General features: G+C 71.1%; 16 protein-coding genes and 1 pseudogene. 11 read left to right on the top strand and 6 right to left on the bottom strand.

The genetic code is table 11. The annotated features are described in order from the left end of the window. Positions 1-446: pseudogene (locus tag XM48_RS18350) on the top strand (hypothetical protein); the annotation flags it as partial. A gap of 66 nt (positions 447-512) precedes the next feature. Here XM48_RS18350 and XM48_RS14790 read toward each other — a convergent pair. The 3 genes from XM48_RS14790 to XM48_RS18570 all read right to left on the bottom strand — a co-directional run bounded on the left by XM48_RS14790 (position 513) and on the right by XM48_RS18570 (position 3025). Next, complete coding sequence (locus XM48_RS14790) at positions 513-1856, bottom strand: class I SAM-dependent methyltransferase (protein WP_197074226.1); 1344 nt, start codon at positions 1854-1856, stop codon at positions 513-515. Positions 1857-1859: 3 nt separating this feature from the next. Further along, complete coding sequence (locus tag XM48_RS14785; protein ID WP_046456596.1) at positions 1860-2321, bottom strand: DUF4190 domain-containing protein; 462 nt, start codon at positions 2319-2321, stop codon at positions 1860-1862. Between the two features lie 155 nt (positions 2322-2476). Continuing rightward, complete coding sequence (locus XM48_RS18570) at positions 2477-3025, bottom strand: DUF4190 domain-containing protein (protein WP_046456595.1); 549 nt, start codon at positions 3023-3025, stop codon at positions 2477-2479. A gap of 279 nt (positions 3026-3304) precedes the next feature. Between XM48_RS18570 and groES the strand changes: the two genes are divergently transcribed. The 8 genes from groES to guaA all read left to right on the top strand — a co-directional run bounded on the left by groES (position 3305) and on the right by guaA (position 12504). After that, the gene (groES, locus tag XM48_RS14775; protein ID WP_046456594.1) at positions 3305-3601 is read left to right on the top strand and encodes a co-chaperone GroES; all 297 of its coding nucleotides are present in this window, start codon (positions 3305-3307) and stop codon (positions 3599-3601) included. 144 nt (positions 3602-3745) lie between these two features. After that, a complete protein-coding gene (gene rarD / locus XM48_RS14770; protein WP_046456593.1) occupies positions 3746-4702 on the top strand; it encodes an EamA family transporter RarD in 957 nt (318 codons plus the stop codon). A 110-nt stretch (positions 4703-4812) separates the two neighbouring features. Next, entirely contained in the window at positions 4813-6315 is a 1503-nt protein-coding gene (guaB, locus tag XM48_RS14765; RefSeq protein ID WP_046456592.1) for an IMP dehydrogenase, read from the top strand. Between the two features lie 81 nt (positions 6316-6396). Further along, positions 6397-7518 (top strand): GuaB3 family IMP dehydrogenase-related protein, encoded by a 1122-nt coding sequence (locus tag XM48_RS14760; RefSeq protein ID WP_046456591.1) that lies wholly within the window; start codon positions 6397-6399, stop codon positions 7516-7518. Positions 7519-7547: 29 nt separating this feature from the next. Further along, the gene (locus tag XM48_RS14755; protein WP_046456590.1) at positions 7548-9341 is read left to right on the top strand and encodes a glycerol-3-phosphate dehydrogenase/oxidase; all 1794 of its coding nucleotides are present in this window, start codon (positions 7548-7550) and stop codon (positions 9339-9341) included. 135 nt (positions 9342-9476) lie between these two features. Continuing rightward, positions 9477-10304, top strand: coding sequence for an SURF1 family cytochrome oxidase biogenesis protein (locus tag XM48_RS14750; protein ID WP_046456589.1), 828 nt, complete (start codon positions 9477-9479; stop codon positions 10302-10304). 128 nt (positions 10305-10432) lie between these two features. Then, positions 10433-10924: a DUF3817 domain-containing protein gene (locus tag XM48_RS14745; protein ID WP_046456588.1), complete on the top strand. Its 492-nt coding sequence runs from the start codon at positions 10433-10435 to the stop codon at positions 10922-10924. Beyond that, positions 10921-12504, top strand: coding sequence for a glutamine-hydrolyzing GMP synthase (gene guaA / locus XM48_RS14740; RefSeq protein ID WP_046456587.1), 1584 nt, complete (start codon positions 10921-10923; stop codon positions 12502-12504). Before XM48_RS14745 ends, guaA begins: the two co-directional genes overlap by 4 nt. A gap of 118 nt (positions 12505-12622) precedes the next feature. Here guaA and XM48_RS14735 read toward each other — a convergent pair whose 3' ends face one another. After that, positions 12623-13249 carry a 1-acyl-sn-glycerol-3-phosphate acyltransferase gene (locus tag XM48_RS14735; protein WP_046456586.1) on the bottom strand — a complete coding sequence of 209 codons (627 nt, stop codon included), beginning with the start codon at positions 13247-13249 and terminating at the stop codon, positions 12623-12625. A 159-nt stretch (positions 13250-13408) separates the two neighbouring features. Here XM48_RS14735 and XM48_RS14730 point away from each other — a divergent pair, with 159 nt between their 5' ends. After that, the gene (locus XM48_RS14730) at positions 13409-14137 is read left to right on the top strand and encodes a GTP pyrophosphokinase family protein (RefSeq protein WP_046456585.1); all 729 of its coding nucleotides are present in this window, start codon (positions 13409-13411) and stop codon (positions 14135-14137) included. An 86-nt stretch (positions 14138-14223) separates the two neighbouring features. Here XM48_RS14730 and XM48_RS14725 read toward each other — a convergent pair whose 3' ends face one another. Next, positions 14224-15087 (bottom strand): Bax inhibitor-1/YccA family protein, encoded by an 864-nt coding sequence (locus XM48_RS14725; RefSeq protein WP_046456584.1) that lies wholly within the window; start codon positions 15085-15087, stop codon positions 14224-14226. A gap of 145 nt (positions 15088-15232) precedes the next feature. On the opposite strand from XM48_RS14725, the gene XM48_RS14720 reads away from it, so the two are divergent. Further along, entirely contained in the window at positions 15233-16285 is a 1053-nt protein-coding gene (locus XM48_RS14720) for a glycerophosphodiester phosphodiesterase family protein (RefSeq protein ID WP_046456622.1), read from the top strand. Here XM48_RS14720 and XM48_RS14715 read toward each other — a convergent pair. After that, the gene (locus XM48_RS14715) at positions 16278-17291 is read right to left on the bottom strand and encodes an asparaginase domain-containing protein (RefSeq protein WP_046456583.1); all 1014 of its coding nucleotides are present in this window, start codon (positions 17289-17291) and stop codon (positions 16278-16280) included. The genes XM48_RS14720 and XM48_RS14715 overlap by 8 nt on opposite strands. Positions 17292-17324 lie beyond the last annotated feature (33 nt).

Here is a 17324-nt window from a genome sequence, read left to right as displayed (position 1 = left end):
CCGCACCCGCCGCCGCGGTGCCGCCGGTCGCGGCGCCGATCCCGCCCGCCGCCCCCGCGGCTCCGGGCGTGCCGAGCTACGGCGCAGCGCAGCCCTACACGACCGATACCGCGCCGAAGAAGGGCCTCGCGATCACCGGCATGGTGCTCTCGATCGTGGGCCTGGTGCTGTGCTTCCTCCCGTTCCTCGGGATCCCGCTCGCGTTCGTGGGTATCGTGCTCAGCATCGTCGCGATGGTGAAGAAGCAGCCCAAGGGCTTCAGCCTCACCGGCCTCATCGTCGGCATCCTCGGCCTGGTCGCCGGCGTGGTCATCGTGATCGTGGCGCTGCTCGCACTCGGTGCGGTCGGCAACGCGGCCGAGCAGTGCGCCAACGGCGCGGCGACGGTCGAGATCGCGGGGCAGACGATCGATTGCTCCAGCGTCGACATCACGACCACTCCGTAGGGTCCAGACAGTGCGGCGGGAGGCCCGGATCCGTGAGGATCCGGGCCTCCCGGCGCTTCACGGGCGTCAGCAGCGCTCGACGAGCAGCGCCGTGTGCTTGCCCGCCGCGCGGGTGAGCACGAGCGTCGCCCGTTCGGCCCCGCGGAGCTTGAGCCGGGTGCGCAGCGCAGCGGGGTCGACGTCGATCCCGCGCTTCTTGATCTCGAGAGTGCCGATCGAGCGCTCCGCGAGGGCGCGCCGCAGCTCCGCTTCTTTGACGGGCAGCGTCTCGAGCACGCGGAACGCCGTCGCGAACGGCGTCGGCACGAGCGCGTCGCCCGTCAGGTAGGCGATCCCGTCGCTCAGCATGCCGGCCCGCAGCTGCTCGGCGAGCAGGCCGATGAGCCGGGCTCGGATCACGGCCCCGTCGGGTTCGTAGAGGAACCCGCCGAGCGGACGCACCTCGGCGTCGTCGGCGTCGGCATCGGCGTGCAGCTCATCGGCGACGGGTTCCGGATCGGGATCCCCGGAGGCGCGCAGGACGAGCGCCGAGCGCCGGACGCCCGGACGCGCGGCGGCCCCGAACCACAGCCCCATCTCGACGAGCTGCCCGCCGACCGAGACCCACTGGGCTTCGGCATCGGCGGGGATGAGTTCCCGGTCGAAGCCGGGGCCGAGCTTGATACCGGTCGGCATCCGTTCGGCGAGGCCGAAGGCGAAGCCGAGCGAGGGCGCGTAGTCGTCGGGGCCGGCGAGCCGTCGGGTATCGCGATGCCCCGCGGTGCGGCGGGCGGGATCGAGGAACGCGGCGTCGGCGTCGGCCGTGCCCAGCGCTTCGGCGTCGCCGACGCGCACGCTGTCGTCGGCGCCGGCAATCGAGAGGTTATGGGCGGCGAACGTCGCCGTCAGCGGATCGAGCTCCACCGCGCGCGGGACCAGGCCCGCTTCGAGCACGGCGAGCGACTCGGTGCCGATCCCGCAGCCGAGATCGGCGACCCGGGTCGATCCCGCCGTCCGGAACCGGGCCGCGTGGCGCTCGGCGACGGCGAAGCGGGAGGCCTGCTCGAGGCCCGCCGGGGTGAAGAGCATGCGTGCGGCGCGGCGCGATCCGAACTTGGCCGCGGCGCGGACACGGAGGCCGTGCTGGGTCAGCGCCGCCGCGATCAGTCCGGGATCGGTCCCCTCGGCGCGCAGCCCGCGTCCGATCGCGGTGGCGTCGAGCCCGGACACGGTGGACGCGTCGATGCGGTCGAGCAGCTCGAGGCCGGCGGGCGTCGCGAGCTCATCCCAGCCGGGCAGCACGGAGCCGGCCGCCGCGACCCGTCCGCCCGGAGCAGCGGAGGGACGGGGCGTCGACGCGCGGGAGTCGGCGGGGCGTGAAACGGACGACCCCGGGGCGTCGCCCCGGGGTCGTCTGCGCGGTTTCGCCATGGATCAGTAGGTGCCGGTCTGCGAGAGGGCGGCGCCGGCCGTGCCGATCATCACGAAGATGAAGCCGATGTAGAAGATGAAGAAGAGCGCGATCGCCACGAAGTACGCGTAGCTGACGATGAGGCCGGTGAGCGCGATGCCGCGGCCGGCATCGCCCGTGCGCTTGATCTGGCCGAGCGAGAGGTGCCCGAAGATGATGCCCGCGAGCGGCGCGATGAACGCGAAGATGATGGCCAGGACCGCGTAGGTGTTGGTGAGGCCCATGGTGGTGGCCTCGGGCTTGCGCGGGGCGGCGCTGTAGGCCGGGGCCGGCTGCGGCGGGACCGCGGGGTACTGCTGCGTCGCGGCATAGGGCTGCGCCGCGGTCGGCTGCGGAACGGTGAACTGCTGCTGCGGTGCGGTGGGCTGCGGAACAGTGGGCTGCGCGCCGGTGTTCTGCGGCTCCTGCGGGGTGGCGTTCGACATGCTGAGCTCCGGATCTCGTTCGTGCAGCCGATACCTGCTGCGCTTCCACCATACGACATGGCGGTTTTCCCGTGTCATCAGGAGTCTGCGAAACCGAGAGGAGGCCCCGGACGTTGGTCCGGGGCCTCCTCTCGGTCGAGCGCGCGAGCGGGTGCTCAGTAGCTCGAGTAGGAGTAGCCGCTGGACGATGCCGCGGCGATCACCGAGATCACGATGACGAATCCGATCCAGAGCACGACGATCGCGGTGCACACGTATCCGATGATGGTGCCGGCGAGCGCGAGGCCTCGGCCGTTCTCGCCGGTGCGCTTGATCTGGCCCAGGCTGATGTGCCCGAGGATGATGCCGAGCAACGGGATGAAGAACGACGCGATGAACGCGATGATCGCCATCGTGTTGGTGGCCGGGGGCGCGGGGTACGCCGCGTACTGCGGGACGGCGCCGGGCTGGGGCGCTCCGTACGGGGCCTGGGGAGCGCCGTACGGCTGCTGCGGGGCGCCGTAGGGCTGCTGCGGTGCACCGTAGGGCTGGGGAGCGCCGTAGGGCTGCTGCGGCGCGGCCTGCGGCGCCGGAACCTGCGGGGCGTTCGGCTGCGGGGCGACGAACTGCGGAGCTTCGGGCTGCGCAGGCGGAGCCGGCTGCTCGGGCGCGGCCGGCTGCTCGGGCTGCTGCGGGGGCTGGGCGGGGTCGGTGGGGAACGACATCTCGTACTTCTTCCTCGGGCCGTCGGCGGCGGACGCCGGGGAGTTCCCGGCCGTTGCCGAACATCCTCGCATGCCGCGCCGTGAGCGCCCGTGCGCACGGCCGGAATCGTTTCCGAGACGGCGCCGCCGGATCGCGCGCGTTCGCCCCTCGCGATCACCTGCGCATTCGCTGGCACTCGCCTTGCAGGAGTGCCAAACCAGACCCTAGACTTCACACGACGCCCGGTTTCCTCCGGGCGCTCGCACAATCTTCAGTTCACGTCAGAAAAGGGGTCAATCGTGTCGGTTGCCATCAAGCCGCTCGAGGATCGAATCGTCATCAAGCAGGTCGAGGCCGAGCAGACCACCGCTTCGGGCCTCGTCATCCCCGACAGCGCCAAGGAGAAGCCCCAGGAGGGCGAGGTCGTGGCAGTGGGCCCCGGCCGCGTCTCCGACAGCGGCGCTCGCGTCCCGCTCGATATCGCGGTCGGCGACGTGGTGATCTACTCGAAGTTCGGCGGCACCGAGGTCAAGGTCGGCGGCGCCGACTACCTCGTGCTCTCGGCTCGCGACGTCCTCGCGGTCGTCACCCGCTAAGCGCTCCGCGGCCTTCCGGCCGCGCGAACATGGGCCCCGGAGGCATCGCCTCCGGGGCCCGTTCTGTTCGCTCCGCCAACTTTCGCGTACAGGATCGTCCGCGGGCGCATCGACCGGGTCCGCGTCGATCACTAGACTGGATCGATGAGCGGAAACGGGGCGACGACGCGGTTCAGGTCGGGATTGGCCTTCGGATTCGGGGCCTACCTCATGTGGGGAGCCTTCCCGCTCTTCTTCACCGTCATCGCGTCGGTGAACCCGCTCGAGGTCGTGCCGTGGCGGGTCGTCACGACTCTCATCATCTGCGCGCTGATCGTCACGATCACCCGGCGCTGGGGCGCCGTGGCCGGGATCCTGCGCTCGCCGAAGAAGCTCGGCGCGCTGGCGCTCGCATCGCTGCTGCTCTACGCGAACTGGCAGCTCTTCGTCATCGGCGTGATCTCGGGCCACGTGCTCGAAACGGCCCTCGGCTACTTCATCAATCCGTTGTTCACGATCCTGTTCGGCGTGATCTTCTGGCGCGAGAAGCTATCGCGCCTGCAGTGGATCGCGGTCTCCATCGCCGGTCTCGGCGTGCTCGTGTCGACGGTCGCCTACGGCCAGTTCCCCTGGATCGCGATCGGCCTCGCCGTGTCGTTCGGGCTCTACGGCGTCGTGCACCAGCGCATCGACGCGGTCGACGGCGTGACGGGGCTCACCGTCGAGACGATCGTCTCGGTGCCCGTGGGGCTCACGCAGCTCGCGATCCTCGCCGCGCTCCCCGCGGGGCTCGGCGCGTTCTCCCACGGCACGCTCGTGACGGTGTTCGTGCTGCTCAGCGGGCTCGTCACCGCGGTCCCGCTGATCCTGTTCGGCGAGGCCGCGCAGCGGCTCCCGCTCACCTACATCGGCTTCCTGCAGTTCATGACCCCGGTGATCGGGTTCCTGTTCGGCTACTTCGTCATGCACGAGGTGATGTCGACGGCGCGCTGGATCGGCTTCATCGGGGTCTGGATCGCGCTCGTGTTCCTCGTCGTCGACATGGTCGCGACGCTGCGGCGCGGGCCGAACGCGCGGGTGACGGCCGAGCCCAAGACGGGGCCGATCGCCCTCGGCGGATAGCCGCCTGGGAACCCGCGGGAAGAAGCGGTGGGGGTCCAGCGTTTAGAATGGTGCAACGGCAGCGGATGCGCCGTTCTCCTCGCAACGATCCCGACCCGGAAAGAGGCTCCATGGAACAGCGCGATCCCTTCGCGTTCACCGGTCTGACCTACGACGATGTGCTGCTGCTTCCGGCGCACACCGACGTCATCCCCAGCGAGGCCGACACCTCGACCCGGCTTACGCGCCGGATCGAGCTCGGGATCCCGCTCATCTCGGCGGCCATGGACACCGTGACCGAGACGCGCATGGCGGTCGCGATGGCCCGCAACGGCGGCCTCGGAATCCTCCACCGCAACCTGTCCATCCAGGACCAGGCCGAGATGGTCGACCGCGTCAAGCGCAGCGAAGCCGGCATGATCACGAACCCGGTCACCACCACGGTCGACGCGACCGTGGCCGAGGTCGACGCCCTCTGCGGCGAGTACCGCGTGAGCGGTCTGCCCGTCGTCGACAAGCAGGGCACCCTGCTCGGCATCATCACGAACCGCGACATGCGGTTCATCGATCCGGGCGAGCGTTCCCGCGTGCGCGTCGGCGACGCGATGACCAAGATGCCCCTCATCACGGGTCGCACCGGCATGAGCCGCGGCGACGCCGCCGAGATCTTCCGCCAGCACAAGATCGAGAAGCTGCCGCTCGTCGACGGGTCGGGTCGCCTCACCGGGCTCATCACGGTGAAGGACTTCGACAAGGAGGAGCAGTACCCGAACGCCACCAAGGACGACGCGGGTCGCCTGCGCGTCGGCGCCGCGGTCGGCTTCTTCGGCGACGCCTGGAAGCGCGCCACCTCGCTGCTCGACGCGGGCGTCGACGTGCTCGTCGTCGACACCGCCAACGGCGACAGCAAGGGCGTGCTCGACATCATCGCCAAGATCAAGGCCGATCCCGCGTTCGCGCACATCGACGTGATCGGCGGCAACGTCGCGACCTACAACGGGGCCAAGGCGCTCGTCGAGGCCGGCGCGGACGCGGTGAAGGTCGGCGTCGGGCCGGGCTCCATCTGCACCACCCGCGTGATCGCCGGCGTCGGCGTGCCGCAGGTGACCGCGGTCTACGAGGCCGCGCGCGCCGCGACGCCCGCGGGCGTCCCCGTGATCGCCGACGGCGGCCTGCAGTACTCGGGCGACATCGCGAAGGCGCTCGTCGCCGGCGCGTCCTCGGTGATGATGGGCTCGCTGCTCGCCGGTACCGACGAGAGCCCGGGGGACCTGGTGTTCGTGGGCGGCAAGCAGTTCAAGAACTACCGCGGCATGGGCTCGCTCGGCGCGCTGCAGACCCGCGGTGAGCGCACTTCCTACTCGAAGGACCGCTACTTCCAGGCCGACGTCCCGAGCGACGAGAAGCTGATTCCCGAGGGCATCGAGGGCCAGGTGCCCTACCGCGGGCCCGTCGGAGCGGTCGCGCACCAGATGATCGGCGGCCTCCGCCAGTCGATGTTCTACGTGGGCGCGCGCTCGATCACGGAGCTCAAGGAGCGCGGCGAGTTCGTCCGCATCACCTCCGCGGGCCTCAAGGAGAGCCACCCGCACGACATCCAGATGGTGGTCGAGGCGCCCAACTACCGGCGCTGATCCGCTCTCCGGCGAAGCCCCCGACGCCCCCGTGCGATCGGGGGCTTCGCCGTATCGGCGTGCGGCCGGTAGGCTGGTTTCGTGAGCAACGAGATCGAGATCGGCCGCGGCAAGCGCGCACGTCGCGTGTACACCTTCGACGAGATCGGCATCGTGCCGACGCGGCGCACCCGCGACCCCGAGCTCGTCTCGACGAGCTGGACCATCGACGCGTTCCAGTTCGAGATCCCGGTGCTGGGCGCCCCCATGGACTCGGTCATGTCGCCCGCGACGGCGATCGCGCTCGGCCGCCTCGGCGGCCTCGGCGTGCTGAACCTCGAGGGCCTCTGGACCCGCCACGAGAACCCGGAGCCGCTGCTCGCCGATCTGGCGACCATCTCCGACCCGGTGGCCGCGCTCGCCCGCATGCGGGAGCTGTACGCGGCCCCGATCCGCCCCGAGCTGATCACGGCCCGCCTGGGCGAGATCCGCGAGGCCGGGGTGACGGTGGCCGGCGCGCTGTCGCCGCACCGCACCGCCGAGTTCTCCGAGACCGTCATCGGTGCGGGCGTCGACCTCTTCGTGATCCGCGGCAACACCGTCTCGGCCGAGCACGTCTCGGTGCCGGGCCGCGAGCCGCTCAACCTCAAGCAGTTCATCTACGAGCTCGACGTGCCGGTGATCGTCGGCGGCGCTGCGACCTACCAGTCGGCCCTGCACCTCATGCGCACGGGCGCGGCCGGCGTGCTCGTCGGCTTCGGCGGGGGCGCCTCGTCGACCACCCGTGCCACGCTGGGCATCCGCGCACCCATGGCGACCGCGATCGCCGACGTCGCCGGGGCCCGCACCGACTACCTCGACGAGTCGGGCGGCCGCTACGTGCACGTGATCGCCGACGGCGGGCTCGGCACCTCGGGCGATCTGATCAAGGCGATCGCCTGCGGCGCGGACGCGGTCATGCTCGGTGCAGCACTCGCACGCGCCACCGACGCCCCGGGCGGCGGCTGGCACTGGGGCCAGGAGGCGCACCACGACGATCTGCCGCGCGGCGCGCGGGTGCAGGTCGGCGGTGTCGCCCCGCTCGAGCAGATCATCGGCGGGCCGGCCCACGTGGCCGACGGCACCGCGAATCTCATCGGCGCGCTGCGCCGGGCCATGGCCACAGCCGGATACTCCGAGGTCAAGGAGTTCCAGCGCGTCGGGATCGTGCACGCAGAGCGCTGAGCGCTTCGCGGGTTCGGAAGGAGGAGCGCATGAGCGTACGGAAGAACTCGCAACCGCCTGCGGCGGGGGACACCCGCGGCAGGCTCGGACCCGATGAGCGCGCCGCGGCGATCGCCGCGATGCGCGAGCCCGGTGCCGAACTCGACGTGCTGGTGATCGGCGGCGGGATCACCGGTACGGGCGTCGCGCTCGACGCGGCGACTCGCGGCCTCTCCACCGGAATCCTGGAGGCCCGGGACTGGGCCTCGGGCACGTCGAGCCGATCCTCGAAGCTCGTGCACGGCGGGATCCGCTACCTCGAGCAGATGAACTTCTCGCTCGTGCGCGAAGCGCTCGTCGAGCGCGGGCTGCTGCTGCAACGCCTGGCACCGCACCTCGTGCGTCCGGTCCGCTTCCTCTACCCCGTCACGGTCCCCGTGATCGAGCGCTGCTACGTGGGCGCCGGCATGCTGCTCTACGATCTGTTCGCGCGGACCGGCGGGCGTCCGCCCGGGGTGCCGTGGCACGCGCACGTGACCCGCCGGCGGCTGGGCCGCGAGGCGCCGGGCCTCCGCCGCGACGCGTTCCGGGGCGGTCTCAGCTACTCCGACGCGCAGGTGGACGACGCGCGACTCGTGTCGACGGTCGTGCGCACCGCGGCCGCCTACGGCGCGCTCGCCGCGAACCGGGTGCGCGTCGAGGGGTTCCTCCGCGTCGGCGAGCGGGTGGTCGGCGTCCAGGCGCACGACCTCGAGACCGGCGAGCGCTTCGAGGTCCGCGCGAAGCAGGTCATCAACGCGACCGGCGTCTGGACCGACGACACGCAGGCGCTCGTGGGGGAGCGAAGCACCTTCCGGGTGCGCGCATCGAAGGGGATCCACCTCGTGGTCCCGCGGGACCGCTTCCGCTCGAAGTACGGTCTGCTGCTGCGCACCGAGAAGAGCGTGCTCTTCGTGATCCCCTGGGGGCGGCACTGGCTCATCGGCACGACCGACACCGACTGGGAGCTCGACAAGGCGCATCCGGCGGCGACCGCGGCCGACATCGACTATCTGCTGGAGCACGTGAACACGGTGCTGCAGACCCCGCTCACCCGTGACGACGTCGAGGGCGTCTACGCGGGCCTCCGGCCGCTGCTCGCGGGGGAGAGCGACGAGACCTCGAAGCTCTCGCGCGAGCACCTCGTGGTGCACGCCGTGCCCGGCCTCGTGATGGTCGCCGGCGGCAAGCTCACTACCTACCGGGTCATGGCGAAGGACGCGGTCGACGAGGCGGTCGCCGCGATGGAGGGGCGGATCCCGTCCTCGATCACCGACGACGTCCCCCTCGTGGGCGCCGAGGGGTACCGCGCGGCCTGGAACCGGCGCGCGCGCTCGGCGAAGGCCGCGGGGGTGCACGTCGACCGGGTGGAGCACCTGCTGCAGCGCTACGGGTCGCGCACCGACGACCTGCTCGCGCTCGTCGCCGAGCGTCCCGAGCTCGGCGAGTCGCTGCCCGGTGCCGACGACGTGATCGGCGCCGAGATCGTCTACGCGGCGAGCCACGAGGGCGCGTTGCACCTCGACGACGTGCTCGCACGGCGCACGCGGATCTCGATCGAGGCGTGGGATCGCGGCGTCTCCGCCGCGCCGGTCGCGGCCGAGCTCATGGCCGGAGTGCTCGGCTGGGACGCGGCGCGCATCGGACGCGAGGTCGAACGCTACCTCGAACGCGTCGCCGCGGAGCGGGCGAGCCAGCAGGAGCTGACCGACGAAGCGGCGGACCGGGTGCGGCTCGAAGCCCCCGATTTCACGGGCAGCGCCGACGATCCGGACGCTCAGGACGGACCCGGCGAGGCCCGATAGAATCGGTTCGTCCGGTCGTCCTCCGACCGTGGGCCGTGGGTTCTCCGGCCCTGATCCCTCTGGCAGGAGCGCCGAACCATCAGCACGTCCGCGAAACGCCCCGAATACCTCGGCGACCCGACCCTCGCACGGGTCATGGTGCGCCCGCAGTGGATCCTGGCGCTCATCGCGGCGCTCGCGGTCGCGGCCGGTTTCGCCTGGCTGGGCCAGTGGCAGCTCGGGGTCGCCGTGCAGAACAGCGCGAAGGACTCGACCTCGTCCTCCGAGCAGCCGCGCCCGCTGAACGAGCTGACCGAACCGGGGATCGCGGTCAGCGATCACGCGGGCGGCATGGTCGCCACGGGCGCCGGTGTGCTGACCCGTACCTCGACCCTGGTGGTCGAGAACCGCACCAACTTCGGCGCGCAGGGCGCGTGGGTGGTCGGCGAGGTACAGGTCGAGCAGGGCGACGGGTCCTCCGCACGGCTCGCGGTCGCGCTCGGCTGGGCGCCGTCCGCGGCGAAGGCCGAGGCGGCCGCGAAGCGCATCGCCGAGCAGCCGGTCGTCCAGGTGTTCCAGCCGGTCCCGTTCGAGGGCAGGTACATGCCGCCGGATGCGCCGCTGATCCCGACGGCCGACCGCGACCCGCAGACCATCCTCTCGATGGCGCCTGCGCAGCTCGTGAACCGCTGGGGCGCGGGCGACGAGCCCAGCTACGGCGGTTACCTGGTGCTGCACCCGAAGCAGTCGGCAGAATTGCTGCAGGGTGAGCCGCTGTCGAAGTACGGGCTCGACCGCATCGAGTCCGTCCCGCCGTTGCCGGCCGAGACGGTGAACTGGCTCAACGTCTTCTACGCGATCGAGTGGGTCGTATTCGCGGGCTTCGCGATCTTCTTCTGGTACCGCCTGGCGCGCGACGCCTGGGAGAAGGAGCACGAGCTCAAGGCGCTCGAGGCGGAGGGCGGCGGCGCGGCCGGCCCCTGATCCTCACCCCGTCATTCTGCGCGAGGGACGAGTCGCAGAATCCCGAGATCCTGCGACTCGTTCCTCGCGCAGGATGAGGTCCTTCCTCCGGGCAGGACGAAACGTCACACCGCGATAGGATGGAATCCATGGTTCTGCAGCCCAAGCCCGCCGACTTCCCGCGCATCCGCAAGTCGCTGAGCTTCTACAAGGTCACCTCGGTGATCACCGGCACCATGCTGCTGCTGCTCTGCGCCGTCATGGTCATGAAGTACGTGTTCCGGGTCGAGCTGTTCCTCTTCACCCCGAACGGCTTCGCCCACTTCGAGCCCGTCATGCCCGGCGGTATGGAGCGCGACTTCGCGGTGCAGGGCTTCGACCTGTTCAAGGCGATCCTCATCGCGCACGGCTGGTTCTACGTGGTCTACCTGATCTCGAACTTCATGCTGTGGAGCCCGATGCGCTGGAACTTCGGACGTTTCCTGCTGCTCGCCCTCGGCGGCGTGATCCCGTTCATGTCCTTCTTCCTCGAGGGACGCACCGCACGAGAGGTCACGCAGACCCTCGAGCACCTCGAGGCCGCCCAGACTCCCACTCCCAACGCGGCCTCGGCCGCACCGATCCCGGAAGGCCGTTCATGACCGATCAGACCTCGACCGAGCACCGCCCGGTCCTCGTCGTCGACTTCGGAGCGCAGTACGCCCAGCTCATCGCGCGCCGCGTGCGCGAAGCGGGCGTCTACTCCGAACTCGTGCCGCACACCATCACCGCGGCCGAGGTCGAGGCGAAGCGCCCGCTCGGCATCGTGCTCTCGGGCGGACCCTCGTCCGTCTACGAGGAGGGCGCTCCCGCCTTCGACGACAGCGTGTTCGACCTCGGGATCCCCGTGCTCGGCATCTGCTACGGGTTCCAGGTCATGGCGCGCGCGCTCGGCGGCACCGTCGGCAACACCGGCGACCGTGAGTACGGCGCGACCGACGCGACCCTCGTGGGCGGCGGCGGGGCGATCCTCGGCGGCCAGCCCGAGGCCCAGAACGTCTGGATGAGCCACGGCGACGCCGTGCAGCAGGCGCCCGAGGGCTTCGAGGTCTACGCCCGCACCGCGGTGACCCCGGTCGCGGCGTTCGGCTCCGCCGAGAAGAAGCTCTACGGCGTGCAGTGGCACCCCGAGGTGAAGCACTCCGATCACGGCCAGCGGGTGCTCGAGAACTTCCTGCACCATGTCGCCGGAATCCCCGCGGACTGGACCGCCGGCAACGTGATCGCCGAGCAGATCGAACGGATCCGCGAGCAGGTCGGCGACGCGCGCGTCATCTCCGCGCTGTCGGGCGGCGTCGACTCGGCCGTCTCGACCGCGCTCGTGCACGAGGCCATCGGCGACCAGCTCACCGCGGTGTTCGTCGACCACGGTCTGCTGCGCAAGGGCGAGCGCGAGCAGGTGGAGCGCGACTACGTCGCCTCGACCGGCGTCAAGCTCATCACCGTCGACGCGGCCGACATCTTCCTCGGTCACCTCGCCGGGGTCACCGATCCCGAAGAGAAGCGCAAGATCATCGGCCGCGAATTCATCCGCGCGTTCGAGCAAGTGCAGCTCGACCTCGTCGCCGAGGCCAAGGCCTCGGGCGAGAAGGTCAAGTTCCTCGTGCAGGGCACCCTGTACCCCGACGTCGTCGAGTCGGGCGGCGGCGCGGGCACCGCGAACATCAAGTCGCACCACAACGTCGGCGGCCTCCCCGAGGACCTCGACTTCGAGCTGATCGAGCCGCTGCGCGCCCTGTTCAAGGACGAGGTCCGCGCGATCGGCCGCGAGCTCGGGATCCCAGAGGCGATCGTCGGCCGCCAGCCGTTCCCCGGCCCCGGTCTCGGCATCCGCATCGTCGGCGAGGTCACCCGCGAGCGCCTCGACGTGCTGCGCGAGGCCGACGCGATCGCCCGCGAGGAGCTCACCGCCGCCGGCCTCGACCAGACGATCTGGCAGTGCCCGGTCGTGCTGCTCGCCGACGTGCGCTCGGTGGGCGTGCAGGGCGACGGCCGCACCTACGGCCACCCGATCGTGCTGCGCCCCGTCTCGTCCGAGGACGCCATGACGGCCGACTGGACCCGCGTGCCCTACGAGGTGCTCGCCAAGATCTCCAACCGCATCACCAACCAGGTGCCCGAGGTCAACCGAGTGGTGCTCGACGTGACGTCGAAGCCGCCGGGGACCATCGAGTGGGAGTGATCCGTCCGGCGTCTCGGCGCTGACGGAAGCGGAACGGGCCGGGGAGCGAAGCTCCCCGGCCCGTTCCGCTGTGCGGCGGCACGCCCCCTGCGTCGCGCTGCGTTCGGCGACGGCGCGCTCAGACGGTGCCGGGCTCCGCGGAGTCGCCCGCCAGCAGTGCGGTGAGCCCCGCCTCGTCCTGCAGACGGGGTTCGGTGCGTCGCTCGGGACGCACTCCGGCCTTGTCCGCGTAGAACGCGCGGATCACGTCCATGTCGGCGACCACGTCGCCGGTGAGCGCGAGCGTCGGCCCGAGGCCCGTGGTGCGGGTGGTGCGGTCGACGAAGCCGAGCGTGACGGGCAGCCCGGCGGCGCGGGCGATCCGATAGAAGCCGCTGCGCCAGCCGCTGCCCGAGCGGGTTCCCTCGGGGGTGACCACCAGGAGGAAGCGGTCGGTCGCGCGGGCGCGCGCGACCACGGCGTCGACGACGCCCGATGCGTTCGCGCGGTCGACGGGGATCCCGCCGAGTCCGCGCATGATCGGACCGGCGATGCCGCGGAAGAGCTCGCGCTTGCCGAGCCAGTGGATCCGCATGCGCGCGCTCCAGGCGATGCCGAGCATCAGCACGAAGTCGACGTTCGAGGTGTGCGGTGCGCCGATCAGCAGGCGCGGCCCGGCGGGCGGATCGCTCTCGGGGACGAGTCGCCACGGGGACAGCCACCAGAAGGCTCTGGCGAGCCCGGCGCGAATCGACTCGAGGATCATCCGTCAAGACTAGCCGGGGGCGCATGCCTCCCCGGTTCGGGCTGCGGTTCGAGTCGCGGCGAGGACCGGCGCGGCGGCCGGCGCGGTGGCCGTGCCGACGGGGGAGCGGCGCAGGGGACTCGCAGCCCGCGCCGAGACTGCGCGGCTAGGGTCGAGCACATGGACAGTGCCGATGACGAACGCATCTCGATGTCCGCGGCCGAGGCCCGGGCGGTCCGCGACGAGTTCCAGCGGTTCCTGCTCGAGTACGAGTTCGGGCTGAAGGAGATCGAGACCAAGATCGAGATCCTGCGCGACGAGTTCCTCTACATGCACGACTACAACCCGATCGAGCACGTGTCGAGCCGGGTGAAGTCGACGGACAGCCTGCTCGACAAGGTGCGCAGGCGCGGTCTGCCGCCGGGCCTCGACGTCGTGCGCCAGCACATCACCGACATCGCGGGCGTGCGCATCACCTGCAGCTTCACCGCCGACGTCTACCGGCTGTTCGAACTGCTCACGCAGCAGGACGACGTGACGCTGCTGCTCGTGAAGGATTACATCGCGCAGCCGAAGCCGAACGGCTACCAGAGCCTGCACGCGATCGTCGAGGTGCCCGTGTTCCTCTCGACGGGTGCGGTGCGCGTGCCCGTCGAGATCCAGTTCCGCACCATCGCGATGGACTTCTGGGCGAGCCTCGAGCACAAGATCCACTACAAGTACGAGCGCCAGGTGCCCGAGGGCCTGCTGGCGAGCCTCAAGGACGCCGCCGACACCGCGGCCGAGCTCGACGCGCGCATGGAGCGGCTGCACCGCGCGCTGCACGGCGGCCTGCCGACGAGTCCGGTGACGGTGGTGCCCGTGCCGCCGATCGAATCGCCGGAGCCGCCTCGCTCGATCTCCGCCTGACCCGGGGAACTCGAACGCACCAGAGACGCCGAAGGGCGGGGAACCGTTCGGTTCCCCGCCCTTCGGCGTCGGTGTCGCGTCAGCCGCTAATTGCTGCGGAAGATCGCGATGATGCGGAGGATCTCGACGTACAGCCAGATCAGCGTGACCATGAGGCCGAACGCGGCCGACCAGGCCCACTTCTCGGGGACGCGGTTGCGCACGCCGTTCTGGATCAGCTCGAAGTCCATGACGAGCGAGTACGCGGCGAGGAGTACCGCGAGAGCGCCGATGACCAGGCCGAGCGGCAGCCAGCCGAACAGCTTCGTGCCGTACATGCCCCAAGGATCGGAGTTGACACCGGTGAGCATGAGTACGACGTTGACCAGCGAGAACGCGGCGTAGCCGATGATCGCGACCATGAAGATCTTGGTCGCACGGGGGCTGGTGCGCACCTTGCCGCTGCGGAACAGCAGCAGCGTGATGGCGAACACGGCGAGCGTGCCGATGATGGCCTGGGCGACGATGCCGTTGAACATCGCCTCGAAGGTGCCCGAGATGCCGCCGAGGAACAGGCCCTGCGCGGCGGCGTAGGCGATGATCAGCGGAACGCTCGGCTCCTTCTTGAAGGCGTTCACGAGGCCCAGCACGAGACCGGCGATCGCGCCCGGGAGCATGAGGACCGGCACGAACCAGCCCACGGCGCCGAAGGCGAGCACGATGAGGAACAGCATGACCGTCTTCGAGATGGTGTTCTCGTAGGTCATCGGCTTGTCGGACGGGGTGATGACGGGCGGCTGCTGGGCGCCCGGCTGCGCGCCGAAGCCCTGCTGCGCGGGCTGACCGGCGGGCACGTCGATGCCCGGGCGCTGGGGCTGCGCCGCCGGCTGATCGTAGATGCGGTGCAGTTCCTCGGCGGTCAGCGTCTTGCCGTTGAGCGCCGGGTTGTTGGAGAGCGCGGGATTGCTCATGTGCGTCGGGATCCTTTCTCGACGGGATTTCACACCAGCCTATCGGCGGATTCCCACGCCAGTATAGGAATCCACTGGGTGTTCGCCCGCAGCTCACCCGGTCCGTCACCCCGATCGTTCACCCGGCGGACCTAGCATGGTCGGCATGCTCGACACCTCCGGCGCCGGCCGATCCCGTCCCCTGGTCATCGGCCATCGCGGAGCCTCCGGCGTCCGCCCCGAGCACACCGAATCGGCATACCGGCTCGCCTGCAGGCAGGGCGTCGACGCGGTCGAGCCGGACGTGGTCGTCACCCGCGACGGCGTGCTGGTGGTACGGCACGAGAACGAGATCTCGGGCACCACGGACGTCGCGGATCACCCGGAGTTCGCCGAGCGGCGCACGACGAAGACCGTCGACGGCGTCGAGCTGACCGGCTGGTTCACCGAGGACTTCGACTGGGCCGAGCTCGCGATCCTTCGCAGCCGGGAGCGCCTGCCCGAGGTGCGCCCCGACAACCGGGAGTTCGACGGACGGGAGCCGATCCTCCGGCTGTCGGACGTGCTCGCGATCATCGACGAGGAGAGCGCGGCGAGCGACCGCGGGATCGGTGTCGTGCTCGAGGTGAAGCACGCGCAGTACTTCTCGGAGCTGGGGCACTGTTTCGAGCAGCTGCTGCCGCCGGTGCTGGCGGAGGCCGGCTGGGCGGACCGCCGGGAGCGGCTCGTGATCGAGTGCTTCGAGCTGGGGATCCTGGACCGGCTGCGCGCCGACGGCCTGGCCGCGGACTTCGTATTCCTGCTGGAGCATGACGGATCGGGCGCCGACGAGGTGGCGCGCGAGGCGGCCGGCGGATCCGCCGCCGCGAGCTACGCCTGGTACCGCAGCGACGCGGGGCTCGACGCGCTGGCCGGCCGGGTCGAGGGGATCAGCGTCGACACCTGCGACCTGGTGGGCGTCGGATCCGACGGCGCCGCGGTGGCCTCCGATCTGGTCGAGCGCGCCCACGCCCGCGGGCTCGCGGTGTTCACGTGGACGCTGCGTCCCGAGAACCGGTTCCTCGCGGCGCCGTTCCGCATCGGCGATCCGCAGGATCCCGCGACCGCGAGCGCGTGGGGCGACTGGCGCGCCGCGTTCGGCGCGATCGTGGGAACCGGTGTCGACGGGATCTTCGTCGACCACCCCGAGCTCGGGGCCGCGGCGGCGCGCCTCAGCTGATCGGGTCCTCGGCGGCCGGCGGTGCGCACTCGCCGATGAGGTTGATGGGGACGAGATCCCGCAGGATGTTGCCGACCGCGCCGCGGTCGACGAGCCAGCCGAGCTTCGCGATCGCGGCCTCCAGCGTGAGGTCGGATCCGGTGATCACGCCCGTGCGCGCCAGTTCGCGCCCGACCGCGTACCGTGCGAGGTCGACCCCGCCGCCGGCCGTGCACTGGGTGATCGCGACGACGGGGATCCGCGAGCTGATCTCGCGGAGCGCGTCGCGCATGCCGGGGCGGTCCATGGGGCCGTTGCCGCTGCCGTAGCACTCGAGCACGAGGCCGTCGGGGGCGCCCGCGACGGCGCCGCGCAGGTCGTCGGCGGTGACGCCGGGGACGAAACGGAACGAGATCACGCGGGCCGAAGCGGCTCCGCGGGAGCCGTCGTCGAGCTTCGGGATCCCCGCGGGCCTCGCGCCCAGGGGGAGCTCGGCGCGGAACGCCTCCAGCGCGGAGCTGTGGTGCTTGGTCGCGCGCACCGCGGGCACGATCGCCCCGCCGAAGGCGATGGAGACCGGGGCCGTGCGCGACGCGCGCATCGCGGCGCGGACCGCGAGGCTCAGGTTGTCGCGGGCGTCGGATCCTTCGGCGCCGTGGGGGAGCTGGCTGCCGGTGAGCACGACCGGCGAGCCGAGGCCCGAGAGCTCGAATGCGAGGCGCGCGCCGGTGTAGGCGAGGGTGTCGGTGCCGTGCAGCACGACCACGCCGCGCGGCTGCTGCGTGCGCACCCGGGCGCTCAGCGTGCGCGCGATGCGCGGTGCGGTGTCGGCATCGGCGTTCGCGCTGTCGATCGGGGGCTGGAGGTGATTGACCCGCCACTCGATCCCGAGGGGTTCGCAGATCTCGGCGAGCATGTCCTCGAGGATCTCGGGGAAGTCCGGGTCGGGGGCGATGCCCGCCGGCGTCTCGCGCATGCCGATCGTGCCGCCGGTGGCGAGCACGAGGAGCCTCGGATCGGTGGGCATCGGTCTCCGTTCATCGGGGCCTCGGGTCGGACC

The organism is Leucobacter sp. Ag1, assembly GCF_000980875.1.
In the GTDB taxonomy this organism is placed as follows: Bacteria; Actinomycetota; Actinomycetes; order Actinomycetales; family Microbacteriaceae; genus Leucobacter; species Leucobacter iarius.
This window is presented reverse-complemented; position numbering and strand designations above follow the sequence as displayed.